Consider the following 23,369-nt stretch of genomic DNA (forward strand, 5'->3'; position numbering starts at 1 on the left):
AGGGCCCTCCGGCGCTAGTCTGATAAGCATGAACGAGGCAATGAAGAGACAAGAAGGCTCGCCCTTCAGGCCCACCGGGTCGCCCGATCTGGTCAGGCGTGAATCAGACACGGAGCTGCCTGAGCCGGTTGATCAGCTGCGTGAACTCCTGGCCAAGGAGATCGGCGGGCGTCCTTTCACGGAGCTGAGCGGGGTCACCTTCCATCACCGTGGGGCCGAACTGGCCGGACATGTTCTTCTGGATACCCTGGAGGATGCCGGCTATTCGGTCGACGACTTCGATGCGGTCGGGGCTTTGACTGCCGCTGCTGTGCCACTGGCTGATGCCATGCTTCACGCCGCAGCCTCGCGCGGGCAGGATCTGGACGCCTTCGTCATGGACTTCGTCTACCCCTCCATCAAGGGGCCATCCATCGAAGGCAGGAGGGTCATCCTGCTGGATGCCTGGCTGGGTCGGAAATCCTACGTGCAGACCTCATCTCTGGTTACCTTGGGCAAGGACAACGAGCTCAATCTCGACTGCGGGATCATCCAGCGCCAGGGAGCGAAGACGCTAGCCATCGCCTCGCTGGTGGGTGGCCGGACTGACGGCAGCATCCAGGTGGTCGATCCGGTGGACGGATCCCGGCAGCGGCTGCCTTTCATCTGTGTCTATCAAGAGGATCAATTCGTCGGAGCGGCCGACGATTCCTCGGAGCGTTCATGAGGGAGCCCGGTCCAGTGACCCGAGCGGCCATGGCCTCAGATGAGCCGGTCTTCCGGCAGGTGGGGGTCGGCCCTTGGCAGGAAGAGCACTCTGACAGGCCATTGCCGATGGATTCACGTTATGATCCTGAACTGCTGGAGCAGGGGGATCGCCGCAACGTCCTGGACAGGTACCGCTACTGGAAGGTCGAGGCCATTCGGGACGACTTGGATCGCCGGGGCCGTCATGATTTCGAGGTGGCTGTGGAGAACTGGACCCACGACTTCAACATCGGCTCCATGGTCCGAACCGCCAATGCCTTTGCCGCCCGCCGCGTCCATATAGTGGGTCCTCACAAATGGAATCGCAAGGGCTCGCTGATGACCGAGCTCTACCAGCACGTGGTGCATGATCCCGACATAGCGACCATGGCGGTCACACTGCGAGAAGAGGCAACCAGGCAGGGGAAGTCCATGCCCCGTATGATTGCCATTGACAACGTCCCCGGGGCTGTCCCTATGGAGGCCTATAGCTTTCCTCGTCGCTGCCTGCTCATGTTCGGCGCCGAGGGGCCAGGTCTGTCCGAGAAGGCCTTGGAGCTGGCCGACGATGTGGTCTACATCTCCCAGTTCGGGTCCGTGCGTTCCATCAACGCCGGGGCTGCCGCCGCCGTGGCCATGCATTCCTGGATCTGTCAGCATGCCGGGGTGGCGGGTCAGTCGGGTCAAGGAACTCTGCAATGATCGTCTTCGATTCGCTGACCAAGAGCTTCGGGTCCCGCAAGGCACTGAACCGTGTCTCCTTCACGGCCAAGGATGGTCGGGTGACGGGGTTGCTGGGGCCTAAAGGAGCCGGCAAGTCGACCGCTCTTCGCATCGCTCTGGGGCTGGTGCGCCCTGGTGCAGGCAGGGTTCTGTTCGACGGCCAGCCCTTCGTTCGGCTCGCATCGCCCATGCACACGGCGGGCGCAGTGCTGAACCCGCATGGCGCTTATCCTGCATGCAGGATCAAGGATTACCTGCTGGCCCTGGCAGCGACCAACGGCTTGAACCGCCAGCGGGTGGGCCAGGTTTTGGATCTGGTCGGTTTGCAATCGGCTGCTGACAGACGGACAGGCTCCCTTTCCATTGAGATGAATAGGCGGCTGGCCATTGCCGCAGCGCTACTGGGCAATCCGCACAATCTGGTTCTGGATGAGCCGTTTAACGGCCTGGATTCTGAAGGAATCAAGCTGGTGGAAGATCTCTGTCGCAGCCTTGCTTCGCAGGGCAGGGCCGTTCTCCTAAGTTTCCGTATGATGAGTGAAATGGCTCACATCGCCGACGATCTGGTCATCATCGCCAGGGGCCGGATCCTGGAGAGGACGACCGTGGCCCGGTTCATAGGAGAGCACTCCTGTGACTCAATCTGTGCGGTAACGCCGCAGCCCGACCAATTGGAAGCGGCTTTGGCCACAGCTGCCGGGATTCGCATCACCCGTCTGCCTTCAGATGAGAACTGCCCGCCTGACGCTGCCCGCTTCCGCATCCAAGGTGCGCCTCTGGCCTCCACGGCCACTATTCTGGCCCATGAGGGAGTGGTGCTCTATGAGTTCCAGCAGGAGCAGGCCTCCCTGGAACAGGCTTACGAGGATGTCGTCCATAAAAGAAGGGGAGAACTGCAGCGTAGGCCGGAGACAAGGCTATGAGTGCTGAAGGCGATCGTCGGGCCCGCCGGAGCAGACGAAGAATAGCCGCGAATCCTGATGACGCAATCCCGCGGCACGGTTCCGCCCCTATCTGGCTGCGTCGGACTCCAGGTTCGACCTTCCCGGGCGCTGGCCGTAAGCCCGATCGGCTGACATTTTCTGGAGCGGTCCTGGGGGAGCTGCGCAAGATGCGCTTCCAGCGCTCGACCTGGGTTCTGCTTCTGATCATTATGTTGTTGCAGCCGTTGGGCGCTATCTTGGCTGCTTGGTCGGCTCGGGTCATGGCTGGACTCGACCGGAGGTCTGGCTACCTGCTCGCCAACCTCTTGCCTACACCCATGGCCGTGAACTGGTTGGCCGGCGCTTCAGGCATGTTCCCGGCCATGATCGTTGCTGGCATTTTGGGGGTTCTGACCGTTACACGTGAGTTTTCCGGTGCCGCCATTGAGAGCACGCTGACGGCCAATCCTCGTCGAGGCATGGTTCTGATGGCTAAGGGTCTTGCCCTGGCCTTGCCGGTCTGGTTGGCAACGCAGGTGGGCCTGCTGTTCAGCTGGACCCTTGAGACCCTGCTTCCATCAGGCAGATCTGGTCCCTTGCCCGCTGACAAGTCCGCGTTTGTCCTGATTGATCTGCTGGGCGGCCCGCTCATGCTGGCCCTTTTCGCCTTGATGGGCATGGGCCTTGGGGCCTTGAGCCGATCCAAGGTCGACGGGATCAGCTTGGTTCTGGGGCTGACCTTGATCCTGCCACTGATTCTGGGATTGCTGAGGGGTTTGGGCACTCATGCCGCGTGGCTGCAGATTCTCCTGAGGCTGACGCCGGCCAGCCTGCTGGGCACTTTTCTTTCAGGCCTGAATCGGGCGGCAGAGGCGGGCGACGGATGGTGGCCCACCTGGTGGCAGGCTGGCCTGATCATGGCGGCCTGGACTGTCCTCTGCTGCGCTCTGGGAACCGCGGTTTTCAGGCGGGTAGACATCTACTGATTTTGCCTTTTGCGTGTCATAGAGCACCCATATGATAAGTAGTATGCCAACTTTTACACGTGAAGAGATCAAGCACTTGGGCGATCTTGCCCGTATTGCCTTGACTGATCAGGAGGCTGACCGCCTCAAGGGCGAGCTCAACGTGATCGCCGATTCCATCACCAAGGTCCAGGAGGTGGCTGGTGATGACGTGCCCCCCACTGCCAACCCCATCCCCCTGGAGGCCTATCTGCGTCCCGATGAGGCCGAGGAGCCATTGACCCAGGAGGCTGCCCTCTCAGGGGCGCCGGTCACCGAGTCCGGCATGTTCGTGGCCCCGCGCATTCTGGGTGAGGAGTGAGACGATGAGCGTACAGGAAGAATTGGTTAAGCAATCCGCCTCCGACATGGCCGCGCAGCTGCGGTCGGGACAGGTTTCCAGCCGTGAATTGGTCCAGGCTCATCTGGATGTGATCGAGGCCGCTGAGCCCAGCATTGATGCATTTCTACACGTCAGCGCCGAGCAGGCTCTGGAGCAGGCCGACGCTTTCGACAAGCGCCTGGCCCACGAAGGTGCCGAGGGGTTGCCGGAACTGGCAGGCGTTCCCATCGCCATAAAGGACATGATCGTTACCAAGGGCATTCCCACTACGGCCGCCTCCAAGATCCTCGAGGGCTGGGTGCCGCCTTACGACGCCACCGTCATCAAGAAGCTCAAGGCCGCAGGCATGCCCATTCTGGGCAAGACCAACCTGGATGAGTTCGCCCAAGGGTCCTCCACTGAGCACTCGGCCTTCAAGCCCACGCACAACCCCTGGGATACCGAGCGCGTCCCGGGAGGCTCAGGCGGCGGCTCGGCCTCGGCTGTCGGCGCCTTTGAGGCTCCGCTGGCCCTGGGCACCGACACTGGCGGGTCCATTCGCCAGCCCGGATCCCTGACTGGCACTGTGGGCGTCAAACCCACCTACGGTGGCGTCTCCAGGTTCGGGGCCATCGCCATGGCATCCTCCTTGGACCAGATTGGTCCGGTTTCCCGATCCGTGCTGGATGCGGCGCTGTTGCAGGAAGTCATCGGCGGCCATGACAGGCGCGACTCCACTTCAATTCCCAAGCCGGTTCCTCCTCTGGCCCAGGCTGCTCGCCAGGGTCAGCGGCGCGATTTGAAAGGCCTCAAGGTGGGGCTGGTCAAGGAGCTGGGTGGCGAGGGCTACCAGCCCGGCGTGGAAGCCCGCTTCAACGAGGCCGTTTCCCTGCTGGAGTCCATGGGCGCCGAGGTGGTTCAGGTTTCCTGCCCGCACTTCCCCTACGCGCTGGCTGCTTACTACATCATCATGCCCTCCGAGGTTTCTTCAAACCTGGCCCGTTACGACGGCATGCGTTATGGTCTGCGGGTCATGCCTCCCGAGGGTGTCCCTCAGACGGCTGCCAACATGATGTCCGCCACTCGTGAGGCCGGGTTCGGCGACGAGGTCAAGCGCAGGATCATCCTGGGTATCTACGCCCTGTCCGCCGGCTATTACGATGCCTGGTACGGCTCGGCCCAGAAGGTCCGCACCCTGGTCATCCGCGATTTCGAGAAGGCTTTCGAGCAGGCCGATGTCCTGGTATCGCCCACTTCGCCGACCACGGCTTTCCGCTTTGGCGAGAAGATGGACGACCCGTTGGCCATGTACCTGAACGACGTGGCTACCATTCCGGCCAACCTGGCTGGCACTCCGGCCATGTCGATTCCTGCCGGGCTCAGCGACGACGGACTGCCTGTCGGCTTCCAGTTCTTCGCCCCCCAGATGCGCGACGAGGTCATGTACCGGCCTGCCGCCGCTCTTGAGGCGGCCTTGGAGGAACAGTGGGGCGGGCCCATCTCCCGGAAGCTGTCCACCCCCTGGCTGGATGGCCTGGCTCAGGATTCGACCAAGTAGGCATCGGAAGGAAACGGAATCACAATGGCTGAAAAACTTATGAAGTACGCCGATGCCGTGGCCAAGTACGACCCGGTGTTCGGCCTGGAGGTCCATGTCGAGCTCTGCACCAACACCAAGCTCTTCTGCCCGGCCCATATCGAGTTCGGCGGCGAGCCCAACACCCAGCTGACCCCGGTCTCTCTGGGCCTGCCCGGCAGTCTGCCGGTGGTCAACAAGACCGCCATCGACTATGCGGTCAAGCTGGGCCTGGCACTGCACTGCCAGATCAACGAGTGGAGCCAGTTTGCCAGAAAGAACTACTTCTACCCGGACATGCCCCGCGACTATCAGATCTCCCAGTACGACAAACCCCTGAACGGCGAAGGCTATCTGGACGTGGAGCTGGACGACGGCAGCATTTTCCGTGTGCCCATCGAGCGGGCTCATGTGGAGGATGACGCTGGCAAGAACACCCATGTAGGTGGGGCTGACGGCCGTATCGAAGGCGCTGATCACTCACTGGTGGACTATAACCGTGCTGGCGTGCCACTGGTCGAGATTGTGACCAAGCCCATAGAGGGCGCCGGGGCGCGCACCCCCGAGGTGGCCGGGGCCTACGTCCGGGCAATCCGCGACATCGTCCGGGCCCTGGGCATCTCCCACGCCCGGATGGAGCAGGGCAACATGCGCGCCGATGTCAACGTCTCCCTGCATGCCGGGCCGGACGCCCCTCTGGGAACCCGGTCAGAGACCAAGAATGTCAACACTTTCAAGGGCATAGAGAAGACCCTGACATACGAGATCCGCCGTCAGGCGGCTCTGCTGGAGTCCGGCGGGGAGGTGCTGCAGGAGACCCGCCACTGGGACGAGTCCACACAAACTACGGCAGGCGGCCGAGTCAAGACCGATGCCAACGATTACCGGTACTTCCCCGACCCCGACCTGGTCATGGTCCATGTGGCCAAGGACCATATTGAAGAGCTCAAGGCCCAGATGCCCGAGATGCCGCGCGAACGTCGTGCCCGTCTCAAGAAGGAATGGGACTTCACCGACCGACAGATGCAGGACGCGGTCAACGCCGATGCTGTGGATCTGATTGAGGATACAGTCAAGGCCGGTGCCACGGCTGCCGGTGCTCGCAAGTGGTGGCTGGGCGAGATCTCCCGCGAGGCCAATGCCCGTGGGGTCAGCCTGCAGGAGTTGCCCATTTCGGCTCAGGATGTCGCCGATGTGGAACAGTTGATCGCTGACGGAAAGCTCAATGACAAGCTGGCCAAGCAAACCGTCTCCGGCGTGCTGGCCGGTGAAGGCACGCCCAGCGAGGTCGTCAAGAAGCACGGCTACCAGGTGGTTTCTGACGATGGGGCTCTGGATGCCGCTGTCGATCAGGCCCTCAAGGACAACCCGGACATTGTGGCCAAGCTCAAAGGCGGCAATATGAAGCCCATGGGCGCTATTATCGGAGCGGTCATGCGGGCCACCAAGGGCCAGGCCGATGCCAAGGCGGTCAGCAAGATCGTCATGGAGCGCATAGCCCGGTCCTGAGCGCGCCCGGTCCGTCGGCCTGATCGCCTCGGGGTCGGGCAGACGGACCCGCCCAGCCTCTCATGATTTTCCCAGGGGCAAGGGATTACAATTGATTGCCATCGCAAGGTGGCGATCATGGAGGTGACGTGATGTCTATGAGCGGCAGGGGCAACGACCGACCGCAAGCGCAGACCGATGGATCAGACGACATGGTGGACAGGCAGCTGCCCGACCGGATCGAGATCCCCTACATCCGGGGCGAGATGTTGCACCTGCGTCCGGCGGTCATCGCCGATCTGACGGCAATGGACCAGCTGGAGGCTTTCTACAATTCCACCGGCATCACCGGCAAGGGGCCTAATGCCGAACGAGCCGTGGTCAACGCTTGGGTGCGGCGGTCTGTGGCATGGTCCAAGGGCCTGGCTGCCCGCGATTCGGGCGTGGGCGACCCCGAGTCCCGGCGCACGCTGGCCTGGGCCATGGTCACTGATGCTGACACCGATCAGGATGGCTCGCCCGATGCTGATGCCACCAAGGGGGTCATCGGCATGATCTTCCTGATCGACGTGGACGGCTGGTCCCGCTCCGCCAGGATCCAGGTGGTCCTAGGGCGGCACTTCCGGGGGCGTGGTTACTCCCGCGACGCCATGCCCAGAATCATGACCTATGGATACGCCGCTGCTCCTACGGGCCTGGGCCTGCATCGGATCTGGGTGGCTGTGCCAGAGAAAAACACACGGTCAATCTCTGTCTACCAGTCCCTGGGCTTCATGATCTCGGGAACCTCACGTGATGCGCTCTGGGATGCAGAGAACGGCAAGTATCAGGATCAGATCGTCATGGACGCGCTGGTCGACGAGTATGATCCCATTCGCTCTTTGAATGCTTTCGGCATGCATGTCATCCGCGACAATCCCGGCGTGGCTGAAGCCATGGTCGCGCATGGCTACGCTGCAGACGATGCTGGCGGCATGGGCGAATCCGAACCTGGAGGGTCTGTCCCTGCATCGCAGGACACGCAGGAATCAGCTGACCAGGCCAATCCGGACCGGAATGGCGGTTCGCGTTCAGTAAAACCTGCTGAGGAACATGCGGGGCCCGATAGCAGCAATCATGAAAAGGCGGGACTTGGTCAGGCAGATACTGAGAAAGCGCAGGAGGAATCAGGTTCTGAAGAATCGGTTGCTGAGCAGTCTGGCGAGGAGCATACGGCATCGGATTGGGCCTATGGGTCGGCCGAGTCCAAACGATCCAAGCGCGCCTGGTGGCGTACGCTTGGCCATGGCCGTGATCGCGCGAATGGAGGTAGCTGATGAGTGCCGAGGATCTCGACAACTACGAGACCAATGCCGAACTGGCTCTGTACCGCGAGTACCGGGATGTAATCAAGCTGTTCACCTACGTGGTCGAAACCGAGCGGCGTTTCTACCTGGCCAATAAGGTGGACTTCAACGTCCGATCCGCTGGGCAGGACGTCTACTTTGACGTTCGGCTGACGGATGCCTGGGTCTGGGACGTCTACCGGTCCAGCCGGTTCGTCAAGAACGTCCGCATCGTCACCTTCAAGGACGTCAATGTGGAGGAAGTGCAGAAGACAGACATCGACATCCCTGATTCGCTGGGCTAAACAGCGCGCAAGGTCCAGCATCATCACGTTTGTTCCACGCAATGGCGGGAATTCGTGTGGGAAGTTCCTTGGCAGCATCTGGCTGGGGACGACCCGAGTACAGTGGTGATGATTTCATACGGTTTTCAGGAGGTTGGCATGGAGCGCAAGCAGTCCGTGATCGTCATCGGCGGAGGGCCCGCCGGCTTGACAGCGGCATGGGAACTGGTCAAGGACGGCGGCGACGAGCATTATGACGTTACCGTGCTGGAGGCCACTGATGCCTTTGGCGGCATTTCCCGCACGGTTCGGCACAACGGCAACCGCATGGACATCGGCGGCCACCGGTTCTTCTCCAAGGATGACCGGATCATGGACTGGTGGAAGGAGGTCCTGCCTCTGCAGGGGGCACCTTCCTATGACGATAAAAAACTCGGTCGCCATCACGATCTGGAGCCCGGAGGCCCCGACCCGGGGAAGACAGATCGGGTCATGCTCAAGCGTCACCGCGTTTCCAGAATCTACTGGAACCGCCATTTCTTTGACTATCCTATTTCCCTGACCCCAAATACTCTCAGGGCTATGGGTTTCAAACTGACCGTGCAGGCCGGGTTCAGCTATCTGAAGTCCGTCGTCCATAAGCTGCCTGAGGACAATCTGGAGAACTTCTATATCAACCGCTTCGGCCGCAAGCTCTACTCCATGTTCTTCGAGGGCTACACCGAAAAGCTCTGGGGCCGCCATCCTCGCGAGATCAGTGCTGACTGGGGTGCCCAGCGTGTCAAGGGGCTCAGCATCATGGGCGTGCTCAAAAACGCTTTCCAAAAGCTTCTGCCCAAGAAGCGTGACGCTCATCAGGTCGAGACCAGCCTTATTGAAGAGTTCTGGTATCCCAAGCTGGGTCCAGGGCAGCTCTGGGAGACTGTGGAACGTCGCAATGTGGAGCATGGAGTCCATGTGATCACTGATGCCCGCGTGATCGGGCTGACCCAGAGAGATGGCCGCATGACCGGTGTGATCTACCGCAACGCCGATGGCAAGGAGGTGACCTTGCAGGCCGATCAGATCATCTCCTCCATGCCCATCAAGGATCTGGTAGAGGCCATCGCCCACGAGGAGCCTTCCACCGATAAGGAAATGGTCAAGGTGGCTCAAGGCCTGCCTTACCGCGACTTCGTGACCGTTGGACTGTTGGTCCGCCACCTGCGCATCCGCAACACCACTTCGATCAAGACCTTGGGCGATCCGCCCATCGTCCCCGACTGCTGGATCTACGTGCAGGACCCCGGCTACAAGATGGGCCGCATCCAGATCTTCAACAACTGGAGCCCCTACATGGTCAAGAATGTGGATGGCACCGTTTGGATCGGCCTGGAGTATTTCTGCGAGGAAGGCGATGACTTCTGGAGCATGAGCGATGAGCAGACCACTGAATTTGCCATCAAGGAGCTCACCCGGATGGGTATCATCAACGGTCCTGCCGACGTGCTGGACTCGCACCGGGAGCGGGTGGTCAAGGCCTACCCGGCCTACTTCGACACGTATGCCCAGATGCCAGAGCTGGTCAAATGGCTGGACTCCTTCGGCAACCTCTACTGCGTAGGCCGCAACGGGCAGCACCACTACAACAACCAGGACCACTCCATGGCCACATCCATGGAGGCCGTGGCCAACATCAAATCGGGGCGTGCTGATAAGACCAACGTCTGGAACGTCAACACCGAGAAGTCCTATCATGAGGAGAAGTAGGCAGACTCCAGCCTTCGTGTGATTTCAAAGCCCCCGACCATGCGGTTCGGGGGCTTTGCTACGTATTATGACAAGGCGATGGCTGGCGCCTTCAGGGGCAGGCCTAGGAGCTGCGAGAAGAAAGCCACGCTTTCGCGGACACGTTGGCGGACGACCTCTCTGATCTGCGGGTGTCCGGCGGCTCCTCTGCCGTTGCTGACGATGGATGAGAGCCCGTCGGCCATCAGCCAGGCTACGGTACGGGTTTCTGCCGTCCGTGTCAGCGTGGTCTGCGGCAGGTCGCCTCGATCCAGCCAGCGGTCCAGGGCCTTGGTCAAAGGATCGATGATCTGCCTGACGAAGCCCTCCATCACATTGTTATTGGTGCTCAGATAGTTGTACCAATTAGCCTTGTCAGCGAAGATGACGTCCATCTTCCAGATGGCTCTTACCAGATGCGGGCAGATGTCATTCAGCGCCTCTTGAACACTCAGGTCAGGGTTCTGAAGTATGTCGACCACATGGTCCACGTAGGAGGCCAGGTAGGTGCGTACGCAGGCGTCTATCAGATCGTCTTTAGAGTTGAAGTAGTAATAAAAAACGCTCATTCCCACGCCCTTGCCGTGGTTCATAGCATGAATCACGTCGCGCAGGGAGGTTTTTGCGGCGCCTTTCCGGTCGAAGACCCGCATGGCCGTGGTCACGAATTCGCTCCGTCGTTGTTCACGCAGAGATGATCGGTCATTCATATGCTCAGTGTAGAGGTTTGTCTATGAATTCTGGACACGCAGGCTGATTCTTGCACCGGTCGGACACTCGTTGTAGGCTTATGGAAGTTCGATAAGCCGAGTCGGCATCGGATTTTCATGAGCGGCACCCCCGCAATATTCTCAAGCTATTTGCCTAGCCTAATTGGGCATAGCGAAGGAAAGGCATTACAACAGTGGCAACAAGCCAAGATATTCATTCCATGAAGCTGCCCGAACTCAAAGAATTGGCCCGGCAGCTGGGGTTGCGTGGCATTTCCGGCATGCGCAAGCCGGTTCTGATCGAAACGATCGAGGCGGCCCGTTCAGGCGGCGAGGCTCCTAAGGGCGTAACCGTAGGCAAACCCAAGGCTGCGGCCGCCGTGGCTAAGGGAGGCCAGAGCGCCGATCAGCAACCGACAGAAGCTGACAGTGGCCAGACCGGGCAGGAGGCGAAACCCTCCGCGGAAGATGCGCAGAGGTCCAAGGAAACCACGGGGTCCAAGGATGAGCGTCCCGTTGGGGATCTTTTTGATGTTCTGGGCATTGACGACCACAAGAACGACCGTTCAGAGCATCGGAACCGCTTCCCCCGTACTGTAGCCGACGACGAGAACGTGGTCATATCCCGACGCCGTCACCGTAACATGGATTCATCCCGTGGCTCCCACGCCAATCGTGGCCGGAGCGAGCGTGACTATAGTGAAGAGCGCGGTGGCTCTGGCTCCGGTTCAGTGCGCAATTTGGACGACATTCTGGCGGCTCTGCCCTCAAGGAATGACCGGCCCCGTCGCCGTAGCTATGAGGATCGCGGCGAGGATGGGCGTGACTACCGCCACAACGGCTATGATCGCCGAAACCGTGGCGATCGCAATGACCGCAACGATCGCAACGACCGGCGCAACCGCAACAACCACCGCAACAGCGGCCGGGATCGTGACTATGAGCCTAGGGAGAACTTCAAGCCCGAGGATCTGGTCCCCGTCGCTGGCATCGTGGATGTGCTGGATTCCTATGCTTTTGTTCGCACCTCAGGCTACCTGCCTGGTCCCAACGACGTCTACATCTCCATGGGCCAGGTCAAGAAGTATGGCCTGCGTAAGGGCGATGCCGTGCATGGCTCCATTCGTCCGCCGCGGGAGGGTGAGCACCGCAATCAGCGACAGAAATTCGTTCCTCTTCAAGCCATTGACACCATCAATGGCATGAGTGTTGAAGATGCTGCCGGACGGCCCCATTTCAATAAGCTGACCCCCCTCTATCCGCAGGAGCGCATGCGGATGGAGACCCAGCCCAAGAACATCACCGGTCGCCTGATTGACATTGTCGCTCCCATTGGCAAGGGTCAGCGCGGTCTGATCGTTTCGCCGCCCAAGGCAGGCAAGACCCTGACTCTGCAGTCCATCGCCAACTCCATCACCGCCAACAACCCCGAGGTGCATCTGATGGTGGTTCTGGTGGACGAGAGGCCTGAGGAGGTCACTGACATGGAGCGCACGGTCCAGGGCGAGGTCATTTCCTCCACCTTCGACCGGCCTGCCAGCGATCACACCACTGTGGCCGAGCTGGCCATCGAACGAGCCAAGCGTCTGGTGGAGCTGGGGCAGGATGTGGTGGTACTGCTGGACTCCATGACCCGTCTGGCTCGCGCCTACAACATCTCGGCTCCTGCCTCCGGCCGCATTCTTTCCGGCGGTGTGGATGCCCAGGCCCTCTATCCTCCCAAGCGCTTCTTCGGTGCTGCACGCAACATCGAGAACGGCGGCTCCTTGACCATCATCTCATCGGCCCTGGTGGAAACCGGGTCCAAGATGGACGAGGTCATCTTTGAGGAATTCAAGGGCACCGGCAATATGGAGCTGAGGCTGACCAGGGATCTGGCTGATAAGCGCATGTTCCCCGCCATCGACATCAATGCATCCGGAACCCGGCGCGAGGAGCTGATCACTGCGCCCGAGGAGCTGGCTGTGGTCTATCGTCTGCGTCGCCTCCTGGGCGGCATGGAGACTGAGCAGGCCTACCAGACTCTTGCGCCCAGGCTGAAGAAGACCGCAACCAACCGAGACTTCCTGGCGGCCATCAACCAGTCCATGCTGGCTCAGAAGTGACTCGAGTCTGACGCCTGATACGTTTATTGGACCCCATTCGCGATTCGGTTCGCCGATGGGGCCCAATGCATATGCGGTGGTGCGTGACAGTCACCTTGGTGCATCGGGTCTATCTGGACCTTGCGCCTCTCTCGTGCGACCAAGGCAAATCCATGGCCGGCAGACTGACTATAACCAGCAGAATCATGCCTGCGCTGCCGGTCAAGGAGTGGACGGCCAACTAGTTGTAAGTAAAAGAGGGGCTGCTTTTTCCGATCCACGCCGACAAGACTCCATTGGACGCCGGTATACACTCGGCCGGCACAATATCGAACCCCATCATGGGCCAGGTCGTGAAGCTGTAAGGGCCGGATTAGACTGGTTTTCCATGGGCAAGACGAACATAGAGGAAACGGTGATCGATGACCAGGCGCAGGGCGGCGGTCCCCAGGCTGACGCTGCCCGTCAGGTGGCAGAGTTGCGTACTGATGTAGACACCATTGATGCCGCCATTGTCGCCATGCTGGCTGAGCGGTTCCGGGTTACGCGCCGCATCGGTCTGCTCAAGGCTCGAGCGGGATTCGCCTCGGCGGATCTGCACCGGGAGGCTGCACAGGTGGCGACCTTGCGGGGCAAGGCAGAGGATTGCGGGCTGGATCCTGATCTGGCTGAGGCTTATTTGCATTTGGTGGCCGATGCCGCCAAGCGTGGTCACGAGCGACTGGCCAGTCAGGCCAGTTCCTGCTGAGAGTCGCATCAGGGATAATGGTCAACGGCATGGTTGGCTTCTTATACCGCTGGCTACAATATTGACGATGAGGAGAGACCGCCCTGTCTGCAAATACCCAGGAATCTTCCTCGGTAAAGCGTCGGGCAGGGTCGTGTCTGCCTTCTGCTGATAATGCTTTCTAGAGAAGCCGCGGCAATGGTGACCTGGTATCCGCTCGCGAATGGGTTATCGGCTTGGTCAGCAGCCGCTCCTATTAGACGATCGTGCTGATTATGGCAGCGCCTTCGGCCTTACTGATAAATAACCGGGGTGGTCCTTATCGCTGGTCCACCCCGGCTGTATTGGGAATTGCGAATCTTACTTGTGAGGCCTCTTGGCAGGGGGCTCGCCCAGTTGGCTAGCGGTCACCCGGATGCCGTACTCATCGTCGGTCGCCCCAGGTGACTCGGGCCCTGCTGCCTCCTCGACCAAATCCAGATCCCCAGTGACCCTGCCTGCTTCCGCTATATCGTCCAGAGCAGCCTTCACGGTTTCCAGACCCTCCGGCGCCACGCTGAGGGAGGCGGAGAGGATGGGGGTCTTCATGGAGACCTTGGCCTCGGACTTGATGCGACGCAGTGAGGCCAAGGCTCTGCCTGCCCAAGTCAGCAGATCCGGATCCTGGCCCTGGGCGGCTGCCCGGTAGTCTTCCGAACGAGGCCAGGAGGTCCGGTGAACCGATCCTTCCCCCTGGTGCATCCACTGCCATGCCTCCTCAGTGGCGAAGGGCAGGAAGGGGGCCAGGAGACGATCGAGAGCGTCCAGGACCAGTCCCAGGGTCGTGCGGGCACTGAGCACCTGGGCCTGGTCAGGGGTCCTGCCGGTGGCATCCGCAGTTCCGTAAGCCCGGTTCTTGGCCAGCTCAATGTAGTTGTCGCAGAAGTCCCAGAAGAAGGATTCGGTCACCTCCAGGGCCTTGGAATGCTCATAGGCTTCGAGGGCCTTGGTGGCTTGGTCGATCACCTGGGCAAGGCCGGCCAGGACCGCGCGATCCAGCGGGACCGTTACGTCTGCGGGGTTCCAGGTGACCTCTGCCGCCTGGGCGACCCTATGGTTCTCATCCTCCCGCCCGATGGCCAGAGCGAACTTGGCGGCATTGAGGAGCTTGACGGCCAGACGGCGGCCGATCTTCATCTGTCCCTCATCGTAGGTGGCATCCAGGCCTAGCCGGGCGCAGGATGCCCAGTAGCGCACGGCATCGGCGCCATACTTTTTGATGGGTTCGTCGGGCACTACCACGTTGCCCTTGGATTTGCTCATCTTCTTGTGGTCCGGGTCCAGGATCCATCCGGACAAGGTGGTGTCGCTCCAGGGCAGGCAGCCATTCTCCAAGTGGGCCCGGTCTATGGAGCTGAAGAGCCAGGTTCGGATGATGTCCTGCCCCTGGGGACGCAGATCCATGGGGAAGGTGGCCTTGAAGAGGGCCTGGTCTTTCTCGCTCGGTTCGGCCCAGTGGGTCACGATTTGAGGGGTCAGCGAGCTGGTTGCCCAGGTGTCCATGATGTCCTTCTCGGCCGTGAAGCCGCTGGGCTGGTCACGCTGGGATTCCTCGAATCCTTCGGGCACATCAGTGCTGGGATCAATGGGAAGCCTGTCCTCGGCCGGGGTGATGGGATGGGCGTAGTCGGTCTCGCCGTTCTCCTTGACCGGGTACCAGAGGGGGAAGGGGACTCCGAAGAAGCGCTGTCTGGAGATCAGCCAGTCGCCGTTCAGGCCCTCGACCCAGTTGTTGTAGCGCACCCGCATGAAGTCCGGATGGAAGTTGAGCTCCTTGCCCCGCTCCAGCAGTTCCTTGTTGAGCTGCTGGTCGGTGCCGCCGTTGCGCAGGTACCACTGACGGGAGGTGACGATCTCCAGGGGCTTGTCGCCCTTCTCGTAGAAGTTGGTCATGCGCTTGGTGGGCTTGGGCTCGCCATCCAGATCGCCGGACTCGCGCAGGGCGTCCACGATGATCTTGCGGGCTGAGAAGGTGGTCTTGCCTTCGGTCTGCTCGAAGATTTTCCGCCCGCCTTCATCGGTGATCCAATCCGGCACGTCCATGACGATTCGTCCGTTGCGCTGGATGATGGACCTGGTGGGCAGGTTCAGATCCCGCCACCACTGCACGTCGGTCACGTCGCCGAAGGTGCAGCACATGGCAATGCCAGCGCCCTTGTCCATCTCGGCGGCGGGATGGGCCAGAATTGGCACCTCCACCTTGAACAGGGGAGAGTAGACCTTCTGACCGAAGTACTTCTGGTAGCGCTTGTCGTCGGGGTGGGCGATCAGGGCGCCACAGGCCGCCAGCAGCTCAGGCCTGGTGGTCTCGATGTATATTGGCGTGCCGTCCGCGAACCGGAAGGCCACCCGATGGTAGAAGCCGTCGTACTCGCGCGACTCCAGTTCGGCCTGGGCCACAGCGGTCTGGAAGGTCACGTCCCAGAGCCCGGGAGCCTCCTTCTGATAGGCCTCTCCCCGGGCCAGGTTCCGCAGGAAAGCCTTCTGCGCCACCCGGCGGGGATGCTCGCCGATGGTGTGGTAGGTCTGCGACCAGTCCACCGACAGTCCCAGCGACCGCCAGAGCCGTTCAAAGAGCTTCTCGTCCTCGGCGGTCAGTTCCTCACAGAGTTCGATGAAGTTCTGCCGGGAGACGGGCACTTGGTCCTTGGCGCTGATCTTCTTGCCCTTGGTCCCGTGGAAGGGAGGCTTGAAGTTCGGATCGTACTTGAGCGAGGTGTCTACGCGAACCCCGTAATAGTTCTGGACCCGCCGCTCGGTGGGCAGGCCGTTGTCGTCCCAGCCCATGGGGTAGAAGACGTCGTAGCCCTGCATCCGCTTGAACCGGGCGATCACGTCGGTATGGGTGTATGAGAAGACGTGCCCCACATGCAGGTGTCCTGAGACAGTGGGCGGCGGGGTATCGATGGAGTAGACGCCGGAGCGCTCGCGGGTATTGCGGAAGCGGTAGACGCCGGACTCGTCCCAGTCGTGGCACCACTTTTCCTCCAGGCCATCCACGCCGACCCTGTCGGGCAGAGGGGTCAGATGGGCATTGACGATTCCTTGGTGTTCAGCAGACATACCAGCATTTTATGGACGAACAGTGACAAGGGCCGCCGGTCTGATTACCCCTGGATGCGCAGGTTCCACAGGGGCAGGTAGCGGTCCAGCAGAGAGCTGGGCATGCCTTGGAGGCGGGGGGCCTTAAGGACCAGGGGCGTACGCTGATAAAGCCAGTCGCTGGCAGAGAGGTCGCTGACCTGTCGAGCAAAGGCCCGCAGTTGCTCGGCATAGGCCTTCTGGTCGGTGCAGGCAGTCACCTGCTTCCAGGAGTTCTGGATATCGACGTTGTCGAAGAGCATGATGGAGTCGGGGTCCGCGAAGCGGTCGATTTCATCATTGTCCATGACCAGCAGGGTCATGTCATAGTCGCGGCGGCTGAGCACCTGGTCGCGGAAGGTGGATTGATCCACCATGGAAACCTGGCTGGGGAGGCCTACTGCCTTGAGCTGCGTGCGAATCAGCTCGCCCACCTGGCTGCCGAATTCGCGCGGATAGATCAGACGCAGACCGCCGTGGAAGTAGGACGGGTTGTAATAGGAGGACCGATGAATCGCCTGGGCCTGGTCGAAGGGGAAGGCCTGCAGGCCGGGATCATAACCGGGACTCAGCTGGTTAAGCGGCCCGCCCAGCGCCTTGGCTGCGCCTCCTTCCAGTTTGGCCAGTGCTTCACGGTCCAGCGCATAGCGGACTGCCTCGCGTACATGCTGGTCGGACAGTGCGCTGGATGCCTTGTTGTTGAAGGCCAAGACCACATTGTCTGTGCTGGGTGTGACGGTTGGCGCCTTGCCGGCCTGCTTGGCGGTGGCCGGATCCATGTCCACTACAGCGTCCAGGCGTCCCTGGTCCAGATCCTTGACGGTTTGCTGCGGGCTGCCGGTATAGCTGAAAATCACCTTGCCAATGGCAGCCTTGTCCGGACCTCGATAGGACTGGTTGGCAGTCAGGGTCAGACTGGCGCCCGGCTGCCAATCAGCCACCTGGTAGGGCCCGGAACCGGCTGATTGAGTGGAGTAGTTGATCCTGGCCTGGCGGTCGTAGACAATGCCTGCCCGACCGCTCAGGGCGGTCAGCAACCTGGCGTTCGGGCTCTTCAATCCGATTACCAGTGTGGCCTCATCGGGGTTGGTTACCCTGGCCAGTGCATCCAAGTCACGATAGCCCTGGTAGTGGTGGTCGACGATCTGATGCAGGGACCAGAGGGCGTCTTCCGAAGTCAGGCGGCGGCCATCGGTGAAGCGGGCATCCTTGCGCAGGTGGAATGTGTAGAGCAGTCCGTTTGCGGAGACTTCCCATTTCTGGGCCAGGCCGGGCGTCGGCCGACCCTGGGCGTCGGGCTTGGTCAAGGTCTGATAGACGTTGCCCAGCAGGACCTGGTCGGTGGAGCGTCCGGGTTCGGTGCGGATATCCAGCGAGACGGGGGCCTGGCGGGCCCGGATGCGCACGACTTGGCCTGAACCTTCCTTGTTCCACGGCAGCCGCCACCCTCCCTGGCCTGTCACCAGAGGCCAGGCCATATAGGTGCCTGCGGTCAGCACTGCCAGTACCAGGAGAAAGATGATTCCGGACCTGATTTGTTTGTGTCTGCCGCGTGCCATGGTTTTGATTCTACCGAGAGGCCGGTCGGGCCAGGAGCTCGGCGCTGGGACATGTTTCAGCAAGGGGGCAGTGGAGGCAGTCAGGCTTGCGGGCGTGGCAGGTGGCCCGACCGTGGAGGATCAGCCTGTGCGACAGATTGGTCCAGTCCTCGGGAGGGAAGCAGTTGCAGATCTCATGCTCGATCTTCACGGGATCGGGGTGAGCGCTGCGCCAGTCGGTCCGCCAGCGCAGGCGGCCGGTGACCCGGGTGACGTGGGTGTCTACCGGGAATCCGGGGATGTTGAAGGCGTTGCCCAGGACCACGTTGGCGGTCTTGCGTCCCACGCCGGGCAGACTGGTCAGCTCCTCCATGGTCTGAGGGACCTCGCCGCCGTAGTCTTCGGTCAGCATCAGGGACAGTCCCAGCAGGTGGCGGGCCTTGGCGTGGTAGAAGCCCACCGGGTGGATGATGGCTTCCAGGTCGACCGGCTGGGCTTGGGCCATGGCTGCGGGATCAGGGTAGCGCTCAAAGAGTTCGGGGGTCACCGAGTTGACCCGCTTGTCGGTGGTCTGGGCGCTCAGGACAGTAGCCACCAGCAGTTCGAAGGGGTTGCGAAAGTGCAGGGCGCAGACTGCCTCGGGAAAGACCTGGCAGAGGATGCGGTACTCCTCGTGCATGCGGGCCAAGCGCCGGGCCTTGCTTTCCCTGCCTTGGGGGTGCTTTCGATTTGATGATGCATCAGTCACTATGATCGGTTTTCTTCTTCTTGGAATCCTGGGATTGTTCTGTCTGGCTGCCCTTTTGTTCGGCTGGGTCTGCATTGGTCCCGGCATCCGGCTTGGGTTCGGGGGCTGAGGTCGTCCTTGCCGAGGAGGGCGGATCGAACCGGTAGCCCACATTGCGGACCGTGCCGATCAGGTGCTCGTGTTCGCTGCCCAGCTTTGCTCTGAGGCGCCGCACATGCACATCCACCGTCCTAGTGCCGCCGTAGTAGTCATAGCCCCATACCTCCTGGAGGAGCTGCGCCCTGGTGAAGACCCTGCCGGGATGCTGAACCAGGTATTTGAGCAGCTCGAACTCCTTGTAAGCCAGGTTGATGGGACGACCGTGGATTCGGGCCGTGTAGCTCTCGGTGTCCACGACAAGATCGCCCGAGCGAACCTGACCGGTGGGCACCTGGTCCTCAGACTCTTCTGGCTGAGCATCCGGCTTGCATGTCGTGGGCACGCGCTGGCAGACCAGACGCAGCCGGGCCTCGACCTCGGCTGGGGATGCGGACTGGATGATGACATCGGCCACCCCCCAGTTGGCATTGACCACAGTGAAGCCGCCCTCGCTGAGAATCAGGATGATGGGCGTGGACAGGCCCGAGGCTCGGGTCAGGTTGCAGAGGGTCTTGGCCTCAGCCAGGTCGTCGCTGGCATCGATCAGCAACACTGTGTCCTCGGGCATTCTTACCAAGGAGGCGGCGTCCAGGGGCAGAACACGCACTCGATGGGAGAGCAGGGCCAAGGCTGGCAGAACCGATGCCGGGTCCTCGGCGCAGGTCATCAAGGTCAGATCCGTCACGGGGGTACCTTCTTCCCTGTCCGTTCGTCCATAGCGGGGGTGGATTCGTTGAACAGTCGTCATCATTGTACAATCGGGCCGTCACCGGGGCTCTGAGTTCACAGGATGGCCTTGGCCTAGGATGTGACGTATGGCTCCCCGACGGGGACAGGCAGGAGGACCCATGGCGCAGACCGTAAAAGAAACCCGGGATGGGCGGGCGCCCGCGCTGACGCAGCTGCTGGCCCTGGCGGCCCTGATCCTGCCAGGCGTGGCGGCGGGTTTGCTGGCCGAGCCTCGGGTCGCTCGATGGGTGCAGGCCGTCCTGGTTCTGGCGCTGGCATCGGCCCTGTTGGCCTCCTGGCCCTTGGTGGGCCGTGGCATTCGACCTGGCCCCGACCGGGCCATGTTCGGTCTGCTGACCTTGGTCTGCTTGGTTCCGGCCTTGGTCGTGCAGGGGTCTGACGCTTTCAGGGTCTGGCTGTCGACTGCGGCATTCATGTTGGCCTTCTTGGCCGTGTTCATGTTCGTTCGGCAGATGTTGCGTCGGGACCGGCAGATGGTCATCCGAGGCATTTCTGCAACCGCCATGGGCGGGGTCACCGCTGTCGCTGCATCGGGATGGATCTTCCTGCCAGAGCTGACCGGGGGTTTGCGGGCTGACCCGATGTCGATCCTGGTGGTGCTTGTGGCCTTGCTGCTGCTGGTCGGGCTTGAGGCCTCGGGCTATCGCTGGGCCAAAGAAGCAGCAGATCGGCGTGGGGCCATTGGTCTGGCGCTGATGTCGGTCCTTCTGACCGGAACCATCGTGGTGCTGGCCGCCTTGGTACTGCAGGCGACGATCTGAGCTAGGCATTCATCAGGTGGTCCAGAAGGATCTGAATGCCCATGACTATCAGAATGATGCCGCCTGCGATTCTGGCAGGCTTGCGCCAACGTGAACCGACAGCGTATCCGATGCGCAGCCCCGCCACGGAGGCCGCAGCTGTCACAAGGCCAATGACCAGTGCGGACAGCCAAATGTTGATGCCCAGCAGAGCGAGGCCTGCACCCACGCCGAATGAGTCGATGCTGGTGGCTATGGCAGCAGGTAGCATTCGCCGCCAGGAGAAGCCCTCTTCGCCGTTCGCTCCTTCTTCCTCGCCGTAGACGCCCTCGCGGATCATGTTGACCCCGATGGCCGACAGGATGCCGAAGATGATCCAGTGATCCACGGCGGCCAGGGAGTCCTGCAGCATGGAAGCGGCGAAGTAACCGAGCAAGGGCAGCAGAGTCTGGAACCCACCGAACCAAAGTCCCACCAGCCAATGGTGGCGGGCCCGCAGACGGTCCACGGACAGCCCCTTGCTGATGGAGACGGCGAAAGCGTCAGAAGATACACCTAAAGCGATAAACAGCAATCTTAAGTACACGGCATTCCTTGAAAGGGTTCATCCCCGGTGGGATGGGCCTCGACCAGGTCTCCTCAAACCCGCCTACGCCTCGGGAGCGTCCAGCGCGGAACTGCCGACTGGAGTCGGCTTTGAATTCGTTGAATGCCGTTCACATGCTACGCCATAACAATATGGACATAGATTTTACCTGTCAGCGCTGGAACAATCAAGCATGACAGGATATCGGATCGGTCTCTTATTGAGCCATGGTCACAGTCAGGCTTCCTTCTGCCGCATGGATGTCGCTACTTGTCCTGGTAGGTGACGGCGTAGAACTCGCCGTTCTGGTATCGGGCCATATACACATCGCTGACCTTGTGTATGCCCTGCTTGGCCAATTGCTCGTCCAGCCAGTCCTCGTCCCGTCCCATGGTGTCAAGAACGTCGGGATCAACCCGCCCATCCATGACCACTGGATAGCGCACGTCCTTGTCGCCCTCGGAAATGATGGTCAGGCTGCCGTTCTGCTCGACGATGCCCCGCTTGACATCGCGGATGTCGTTGATGCCCTTGGTGCGCAGCTTGAAGTCCACCTCCTTGGCTGTCAGGTTGACCTTGAGGCAGTTCTGTACCAGCAGCTTCCCGTTCTTGATGATGGTGACCGGTTCGCCGTCAATGTACTTGCCCACTGCATGGATGTGGGTCTTGGCGTACCGGGTGATGAGGATCAGTGCCGCCCATATCAGCAGGATGACAATGTACTGGGCCATTGAGATGCTGTCACTGTATATGACTCCGCCGATGATGCCGCCCAGGACGTAGTTCTGCAGCTGGTCCATGGGCGAGGTGGGCGCCAGGTTTCCCTTGCCGGTCACATTGATGAGCAGGGTGATGAAGAGCAGTCCGACGATCAGCTTCAGGGCTACGTTGACGTAGAAATTGATATCCATGGGTCACTCTCCGATCACGGTGATGTCTGGGCGGTACAGGTCGGCCCGCTGCAGCAGGAATTCAGAGCCGGAGCTGTTGAATACCAGGGTGTAGTAGCCCTTGGGGGTCTTGATGATCATGTCGTTGTTGCGTGAGGTGTCGTTGATGCTGATTTGCTCAGGATCGACCTTGAGCTTGGCTGCTGACTTGTCGATGACCGTGGTCAGCTGTCCGCTCTGCAGGCTGGCTGTGCGCAGATTGGTGTAGTCGCTGTACTGGATGGCTGCCGCGAGCAGCAGCAGAGTGGCCAGGATGATGGACAGATCCTTGTACTTATGGTTCCAGCGGTGGCGGGAGTACATGAACAGGAAGAAGAGGAAGGCCAAGGCCAGAACGACTACCACAATGATCCTGATCATGGTCCAGTTGGTCTGACCGCCCTTGAGATATTGGTACGTATAGAAAGTCATAGCCGCTCCTGCCGTTGCGCGCGCACCCGCAATTGGCAATCGTAGACGGCCGGACGCAATTCGGGAGGATTTGAGCATGCAAAACCCCGGTTCGGGCGGTGGTTGGGCCCTCGCCGGGGTGGTTGTGCCGACTGGTCGGCCTTAAAAAGTCAGTGCTGCGCTGCCAGGCGCTCGCGTGCAGCCTTGATCTGGGTCTCGGCAGCTTCAGCATTGGTCCAATAGTCGCCGGGCATGACCTCCTTACCTGGTTCCAGAGCCTTGTACTGTTCGAAGAAGTGCTTGATCTCCTGCTTGTGGAAATCGGAGACGTCGTCGATGTCCTTGATGGCATCGTAACGGACATCAGCAGGCACGCAGAGCACCTTATCGTCTCCGCCGGCCTCGTCGACCATGTGGTAGAGACCTACGGCGCGGCATTCGACGATACAGCCCGGGAAGACCGAATCGGGAATCATGACCAGGGCATCCAGGGGATCGCCGTCCTCGCCCAGGGTCCCATCGATGTAGCCGTAGTCGTCAGGGTAGCCCATAGAGGTGAAGAGGGTGCGATCCAGCCTGATATGGCCGCTGTCGTGGTCCATCTCATACTTGTTGCGGGAGCCCCGGGGAATCTCGACCAACACGTCGAATGTCTCTGCCATTGTCCTGTCTCCTTTTCGGTCTGGACGGCATAGGAATGTCTCATACACAGCATAACCGTCCCGGGGCACATTCGACCACAGTGCTTCG

Annotated in this window: 23 protein-coding genes; 14 read left to right on the top strand and 9 right to left on the bottom strand. The window is 61.0% G+C overall.

All coding sequences use genetic code 11. From position 1 onward, the window contains the following. Positions 1 to 40: 40 nt before the first annotated feature. From ACGG9J_RS05650 to ACGG9J_RS05695, 10 genes are all read left to right on the top strand, one after another. Positions 41 to 706 (top strand): type I phosphoribosyltransferase, encoded by a 666-nt coding sequence (locus tag ACGG9J_RS05650; protein ID WP_390134397.1) that lies wholly within the window; start codon positions 41 to 43, stop codon positions 704 to 706. Beyond that, positions 703 to 1,428 carry a TrmH family RNA methyltransferase gene (locus ACGG9J_RS05655; RefSeq protein WP_390134399.1) on the top strand — a complete coding sequence of 242 codons (726 nt, stop codon included), beginning with the start codon at positions 703 to 705 and terminating at the stop codon, positions 1,426 to 1,428. The genes ACGG9J_RS05650 and ACGG9J_RS05655 overlap by 4 nt, the downstream gene beginning before the upstream one ends. Next, positions 1,425 to 2,372, top strand: a complete 948-nt coding sequence (locus tag ACGG9J_RS05660) for an ATP-binding cassette domain-containing protein (RefSeq protein WP_390134401.1) — start codon at positions 1,425 to 1,427, stop codon at positions 2,370 to 2,372. The genes ACGG9J_RS05655 and ACGG9J_RS05660 overlap by 4 nt, the downstream gene beginning before the upstream one ends. Then, a complete protein-coding gene (locus tag ACGG9J_RS05665) occupies positions 2,369 to 3,358 on the top strand; it encodes an ABC transporter permease subunit (protein ID WP_390134403.1) in 990 nt (329 codons plus the stop codon). Before ACGG9J_RS05660 ends, ACGG9J_RS05665 begins: the two co-directional genes overlap by 4 nt. A gap of 43 nt (positions 3,359 to 3,401) precedes the next feature. Further along, the gene (gatC, locus tag ACGG9J_RS05670; RefSeq protein WP_015022515.1) at positions 3,402 to 3,698 is read left to right on the top strand and encodes an Asp-tRNA(Asn)/Glu-tRNA(Gln) amidotransferase subunit GatC; all 297 of its coding nucleotides are present in this window, start codon (positions 3,402 to 3,404) and stop codon (positions 3,696 to 3,698) included. A gap of 4 nt (positions 3,699 to 3,702) precedes the next feature. After that, entirely contained in the window at positions 3,703 to 5,256 is a 1,554-nt protein-coding gene (gene gatA, locus ACGG9J_RS05675) for an Asp-tRNA(Asn)/Glu-tRNA(Gln) amidotransferase subunit GatA (RefSeq protein WP_390134406.1), read from the top strand. A gap of 24 nt (positions 5,257 to 5,280) precedes the next feature. Beyond that, on the top strand, positions 5,281 to 6,783 hold the full coding sequence (gene gatB, locus ACGG9J_RS05680) for an Asp-tRNA(Asn)/Glu-tRNA(Gln) amidotransferase subunit GatB (RefSeq protein WP_390134408.1): 1,503 nt from the start codon (positions 5,281 to 5,283) through the stop codon (positions 6,781 to 6,783). A gap of 191 nt (positions 6,784 to 6,974) precedes the next feature. After that, complete coding sequence (locus tag ACGG9J_RS05685) at positions 6,975 to 8,078, top strand: GNAT family N-acetyltransferase (protein WP_390135323.1); 1,104 nt, start codon at positions 6,975 to 6,977, stop codon at positions 8,076 to 8,078. Next, positions 8,078 to 8,392, top strand: a complete 315-nt coding sequence (locus tag ACGG9J_RS05690; protein WP_015022511.1) for a DUF2469 domain-containing protein — start codon at positions 8,078 to 8,080, stop codon at positions 8,390 to 8,392. The genes ACGG9J_RS05685 and ACGG9J_RS05690 overlap by 1 nt, the downstream gene beginning before the upstream one ends. 138 nt (positions 8,393 to 8,530) lie before the next feature. After that, positions 8,531 to 10,120 carry an NAD(P)/FAD-dependent oxidoreductase gene (locus ACGG9J_RS05695; protein WP_390134410.1) on the top strand — a complete coding sequence of 530 codons (1,590 nt, stop codon included), beginning with the start codon at positions 8,531 to 8,533 and terminating at the stop codon, positions 10,118 to 10,120. Between the two features lie 65 nt (positions 10,121 to 10,185). Here ACGG9J_RS05695 and ACGG9J_RS05700 read toward each other — a convergent pair whose 3' ends face one another. Then, positions 10,186 to 10,803 carry a TetR/AcrR family transcriptional regulator gene (locus ACGG9J_RS05700; RefSeq protein WP_390134412.1) on the bottom strand — a complete coding sequence of 206 codons (618 nt, stop codon included), beginning with the start codon at positions 10,801 to 10,803 and terminating at the stop codon, positions 10,186 to 10,188. Between the two features lie 239 nt (positions 10,804 to 11,042). On the opposite strand from ACGG9J_RS05700, the gene rho reads away from it, so the two are divergent. From rho to ACGG9J_RS05715, 3 genes are all read left to right on the top strand, one after another. Then, positions 11,043 to 12,953, top strand: coding sequence for a transcription termination factor Rho (gene rho / locus ACGG9J_RS05705; protein WP_390134414.1), 1,911 nt, complete (start codon positions 11,043 to 11,045; stop codon positions 12,951 to 12,953). A gap of 83 nt (positions 12,954 to 13,036) precedes the next feature. After that, positions 13,037 to 13,177: a hypothetical protein gene (locus ACGG9J_RS05710; RefSeq protein ID WP_390134416.1), complete on the top strand. Its 141-nt coding sequence runs from the start codon at positions 13,037 to 13,039 to the stop codon at positions 13,175 to 13,177. 143 nt (positions 13,178 to 13,320) lie between these two features. Further along, positions 13,321 to 13,680: a chorismate mutase gene (locus ACGG9J_RS05715; RefSeq protein ID WP_390134418.1), complete on the top strand. Its 360-nt coding sequence runs from the start codon at positions 13,321 to 13,323 to the stop codon at positions 13,678 to 13,680. A gap of 339 nt (positions 13,681 to 14,019) precedes the next feature. On the opposite strand, the gene valS is transcribed toward ACGG9J_RS05715, so the two are convergent. The 4 genes from valS to ACGG9J_RS05735 all read right to left on the bottom strand — a co-directional run bounded on the left by valS (position 14,020) and on the right by ACGG9J_RS05735 (position 19,888). Then, positions 14,020 to 16,761: a valine--tRNA ligase gene (gene valS / locus ACGG9J_RS05720; RefSeq protein ID WP_390134421.1), complete on the bottom strand. Its 2,742-nt coding sequence runs from the start codon at positions 16,759 to 16,761 to the stop codon at positions 14,020 to 14,022. Positions 16,762 to 16,805: 44 nt separating this feature from the next. Next, entirely contained in the window at positions 16,806 to 18,338 is a 1,533-nt protein-coding gene (locus ACGG9J_RS05725; protein ID WP_390134423.1) for an ABC transporter substrate-binding protein, read from the bottom strand. Between the two features lie 10 nt (positions 18,339 to 18,348). Next, the gene (gene nth / locus ACGG9J_RS05730; protein ID WP_390135324.1) at positions 18,349 to 18,996 is read right to left on the bottom strand and encodes an endonuclease III; all 648 of its coding nucleotides are present in this window, start codon (positions 18,994 to 18,996) and stop codon (positions 18,349 to 18,351) included. Between the two features lie 61 nt (positions 18,997 to 19,057). Then, positions 19,058 to 19,888: a winged helix-turn-helix transcriptional regulator gene (locus ACGG9J_RS05735; RefSeq protein ID WP_390134425.1), complete on the bottom strand. Its 831-nt coding sequence runs from the start codon at positions 19,886 to 19,888 to the stop codon at positions 19,058 to 19,060. 163 nt (positions 19,889 to 20,051) lie between these two features. Here ACGG9J_RS05735 and ACGG9J_RS05740 point away from each other — a divergent pair, with 163 nt between their 5' ends. Beyond that, complete coding sequence (locus tag ACGG9J_RS05740) at positions 20,052 to 20,714, top strand: hypothetical protein (protein WP_390134427.1); 663 nt, start codon at positions 20,052 to 20,054, stop codon at positions 20,712 to 20,714. A 1-nt stretch (position 20,715) separates the two neighbouring features. Here ACGG9J_RS05740 and ACGG9J_RS05745 read toward each other — a convergent pair whose 3' ends face one another. The 4 genes from ACGG9J_RS05745 to ACGG9J_RS05760 form a co-directional block, all read right to left on the bottom strand. Next, complete coding sequence (locus tag ACGG9J_RS05745; RefSeq protein ID WP_390134429.1) at positions 20,716 to 21,279, bottom strand: manganese efflux pump MntP; 564 nt, start codon at positions 21,277 to 21,279, stop codon at positions 20,716 to 20,718. 266 nt (positions 21,280 to 21,545) lie between these two features. Further along, positions 21,546 to 22,190: a DUF421 domain-containing protein gene (locus tag ACGG9J_RS05750; protein WP_390134431.1), complete on the bottom strand. Its 645-nt coding sequence runs from the start codon at positions 22,188 to 22,190 to the stop codon at positions 21,546 to 21,548. A 3-nt stretch (positions 22,191 to 22,193) separates the two neighbouring features. Further along, entirely contained in the window at positions 22,194 to 22,640 is a 447-nt protein-coding gene (locus ACGG9J_RS05755) for a DUF3290 family protein (RefSeq protein ID WP_390134434.1), read from the bottom strand. Positions 22,641 to 22,789: 149 nt separating this feature from the next. Further along, a complete protein-coding gene (locus ACGG9J_RS05760; protein WP_046323398.1) occupies positions 22,790 to 23,281 on the bottom strand; it encodes an inorganic diphosphatase in 492 nt (163 codons plus the stop codon). Between the last annotated feature and the right edge of the window lie 88 nt (positions 23,282 to 23,369).

Origin of the sequence: Bifidobacterium apicola (assembly GCF_042846865.1) — a bacterium.
GTDB classification, from domain to species: Bacteria; Actinomycetota; Actinomycetes; order Actinomycetales; family Bifidobacteriaceae; genus Bombiscardovia; species Bombiscardovia apicola.

Coding starts and splice junctions, on each gene's coding strand:
- ACGG9J_RS05650 (WP_390134397.1), top strand. CDS start 41: ATGAAGAGACAAGAAGGCTCGCCCTTCAGGCCCACCGGGTCGCCCGAT.
- ACGG9J_RS05655 (WP_390134399.1), top strand. CDS start 703: ATGAGGGAGCCCGGTCCAGTGACCCGAGCGGCCATGGCCTCAGATGAG.
- ACGG9J_RS05660 (WP_390134401.1), top strand. CDS start 1,425: ATGATCGTCTTCGATTCGCTGACCAAGAGCTTCGGGTCCCGCAAGGCA.
- ACGG9J_RS05665 (WP_390134403.1), top strand. CDS start 2,369: ATGAGTGCTGAAGGCGATCGTCGGGCCCGCCGGAGCAGACGAAGAATA.
- gatC (WP_015022515.1), top strand. CDS start 3,402: ATGCCAACTTTTACACGTGAAGAGATCAAGCACTTGGGCGATCTTGCC.
- gatA (WP_390134406.1), top strand. CDS start 3,703: ATGAGCGTACAGGAAGAATTGGTTAAGCAATCCGCCTCCGACATGGCC.
- gatB (WP_390134408.1), top strand. CDS start 5,281: ATGGCTGAAAAACTTATGAAGTACGCCGATGCCGTGGCCAAGTACGAC.
- ACGG9J_RS05685 (WP_390135323.1), top strand. CDS start 6,975: ATGGTGGACAGGCAGCTGCCCGACCGGATCGAGATCCCCTACATCCGG.
- ACGG9J_RS05690 (WP_015022511.1), top strand. CDS start 8,078: ATGAGTGCCGAGGATCTCGACAACTACGAGACCAATGCCGAACTGGCT.
- ACGG9J_RS05695 (WP_390134410.1), top strand. CDS start 8,531: ATGGAGCGCAAGCAGTCCGTGATCGTCATCGGCGGAGGGCCCGCCGGC.
- ACGG9J_RS05715 (WP_390134418.1), top strand. CDS start 13,321: ATGGGCAAGACGAACATAGAGGAAACGGTGATCGATGACCAGGCGCAG.
- valS (WP_390134421.1), bottom strand. CDS start 16,761: ATGTCTGCTGAACACCAAGGAATCGTCAATGCCCATCTGACCCCTCTG.
- ACGG9J_RS05725 (WP_390134423.1), bottom strand. CDS start 18,338: ATGGCACGCGGCAGACACAAACAAATCAGGTCCGGAATCATCTTTCTC.
- nth (WP_390135324.1), bottom strand. CDS start 18,996: ATGCACGAGGAGTACCGCATCCTCTGCCAGGTCTTTCCCGAGGCAGTC.
- ACGG9J_RS05740 (WP_390134427.1), top strand. CDS start 20,052: ATGGCGCAGACCGTAAAAGAAACCCGGGATGGGCGGGCGCCCGCGCTG.
- ACGG9J_RS05750 (WP_390134431.1), bottom strand. CDS start 22,190: ATGGATATCAATTTCTACGTCAACGTAGCCCTGAAGCTGATCGTCGGA.
- ACGG9J_RS05755 (WP_390134434.1), bottom strand. CDS start 22,640: ATGACTTTCTATACGTACCAATATCTCAAGGGCGGTCAGACCAACTGG.
- ACGG9J_RS05760 (WP_046323398.1), bottom strand. CDS start 23,281: ATGGCAGAGACATTCGACGTGTTGGTCGAGATTCCCCGGGGCTCCCGC.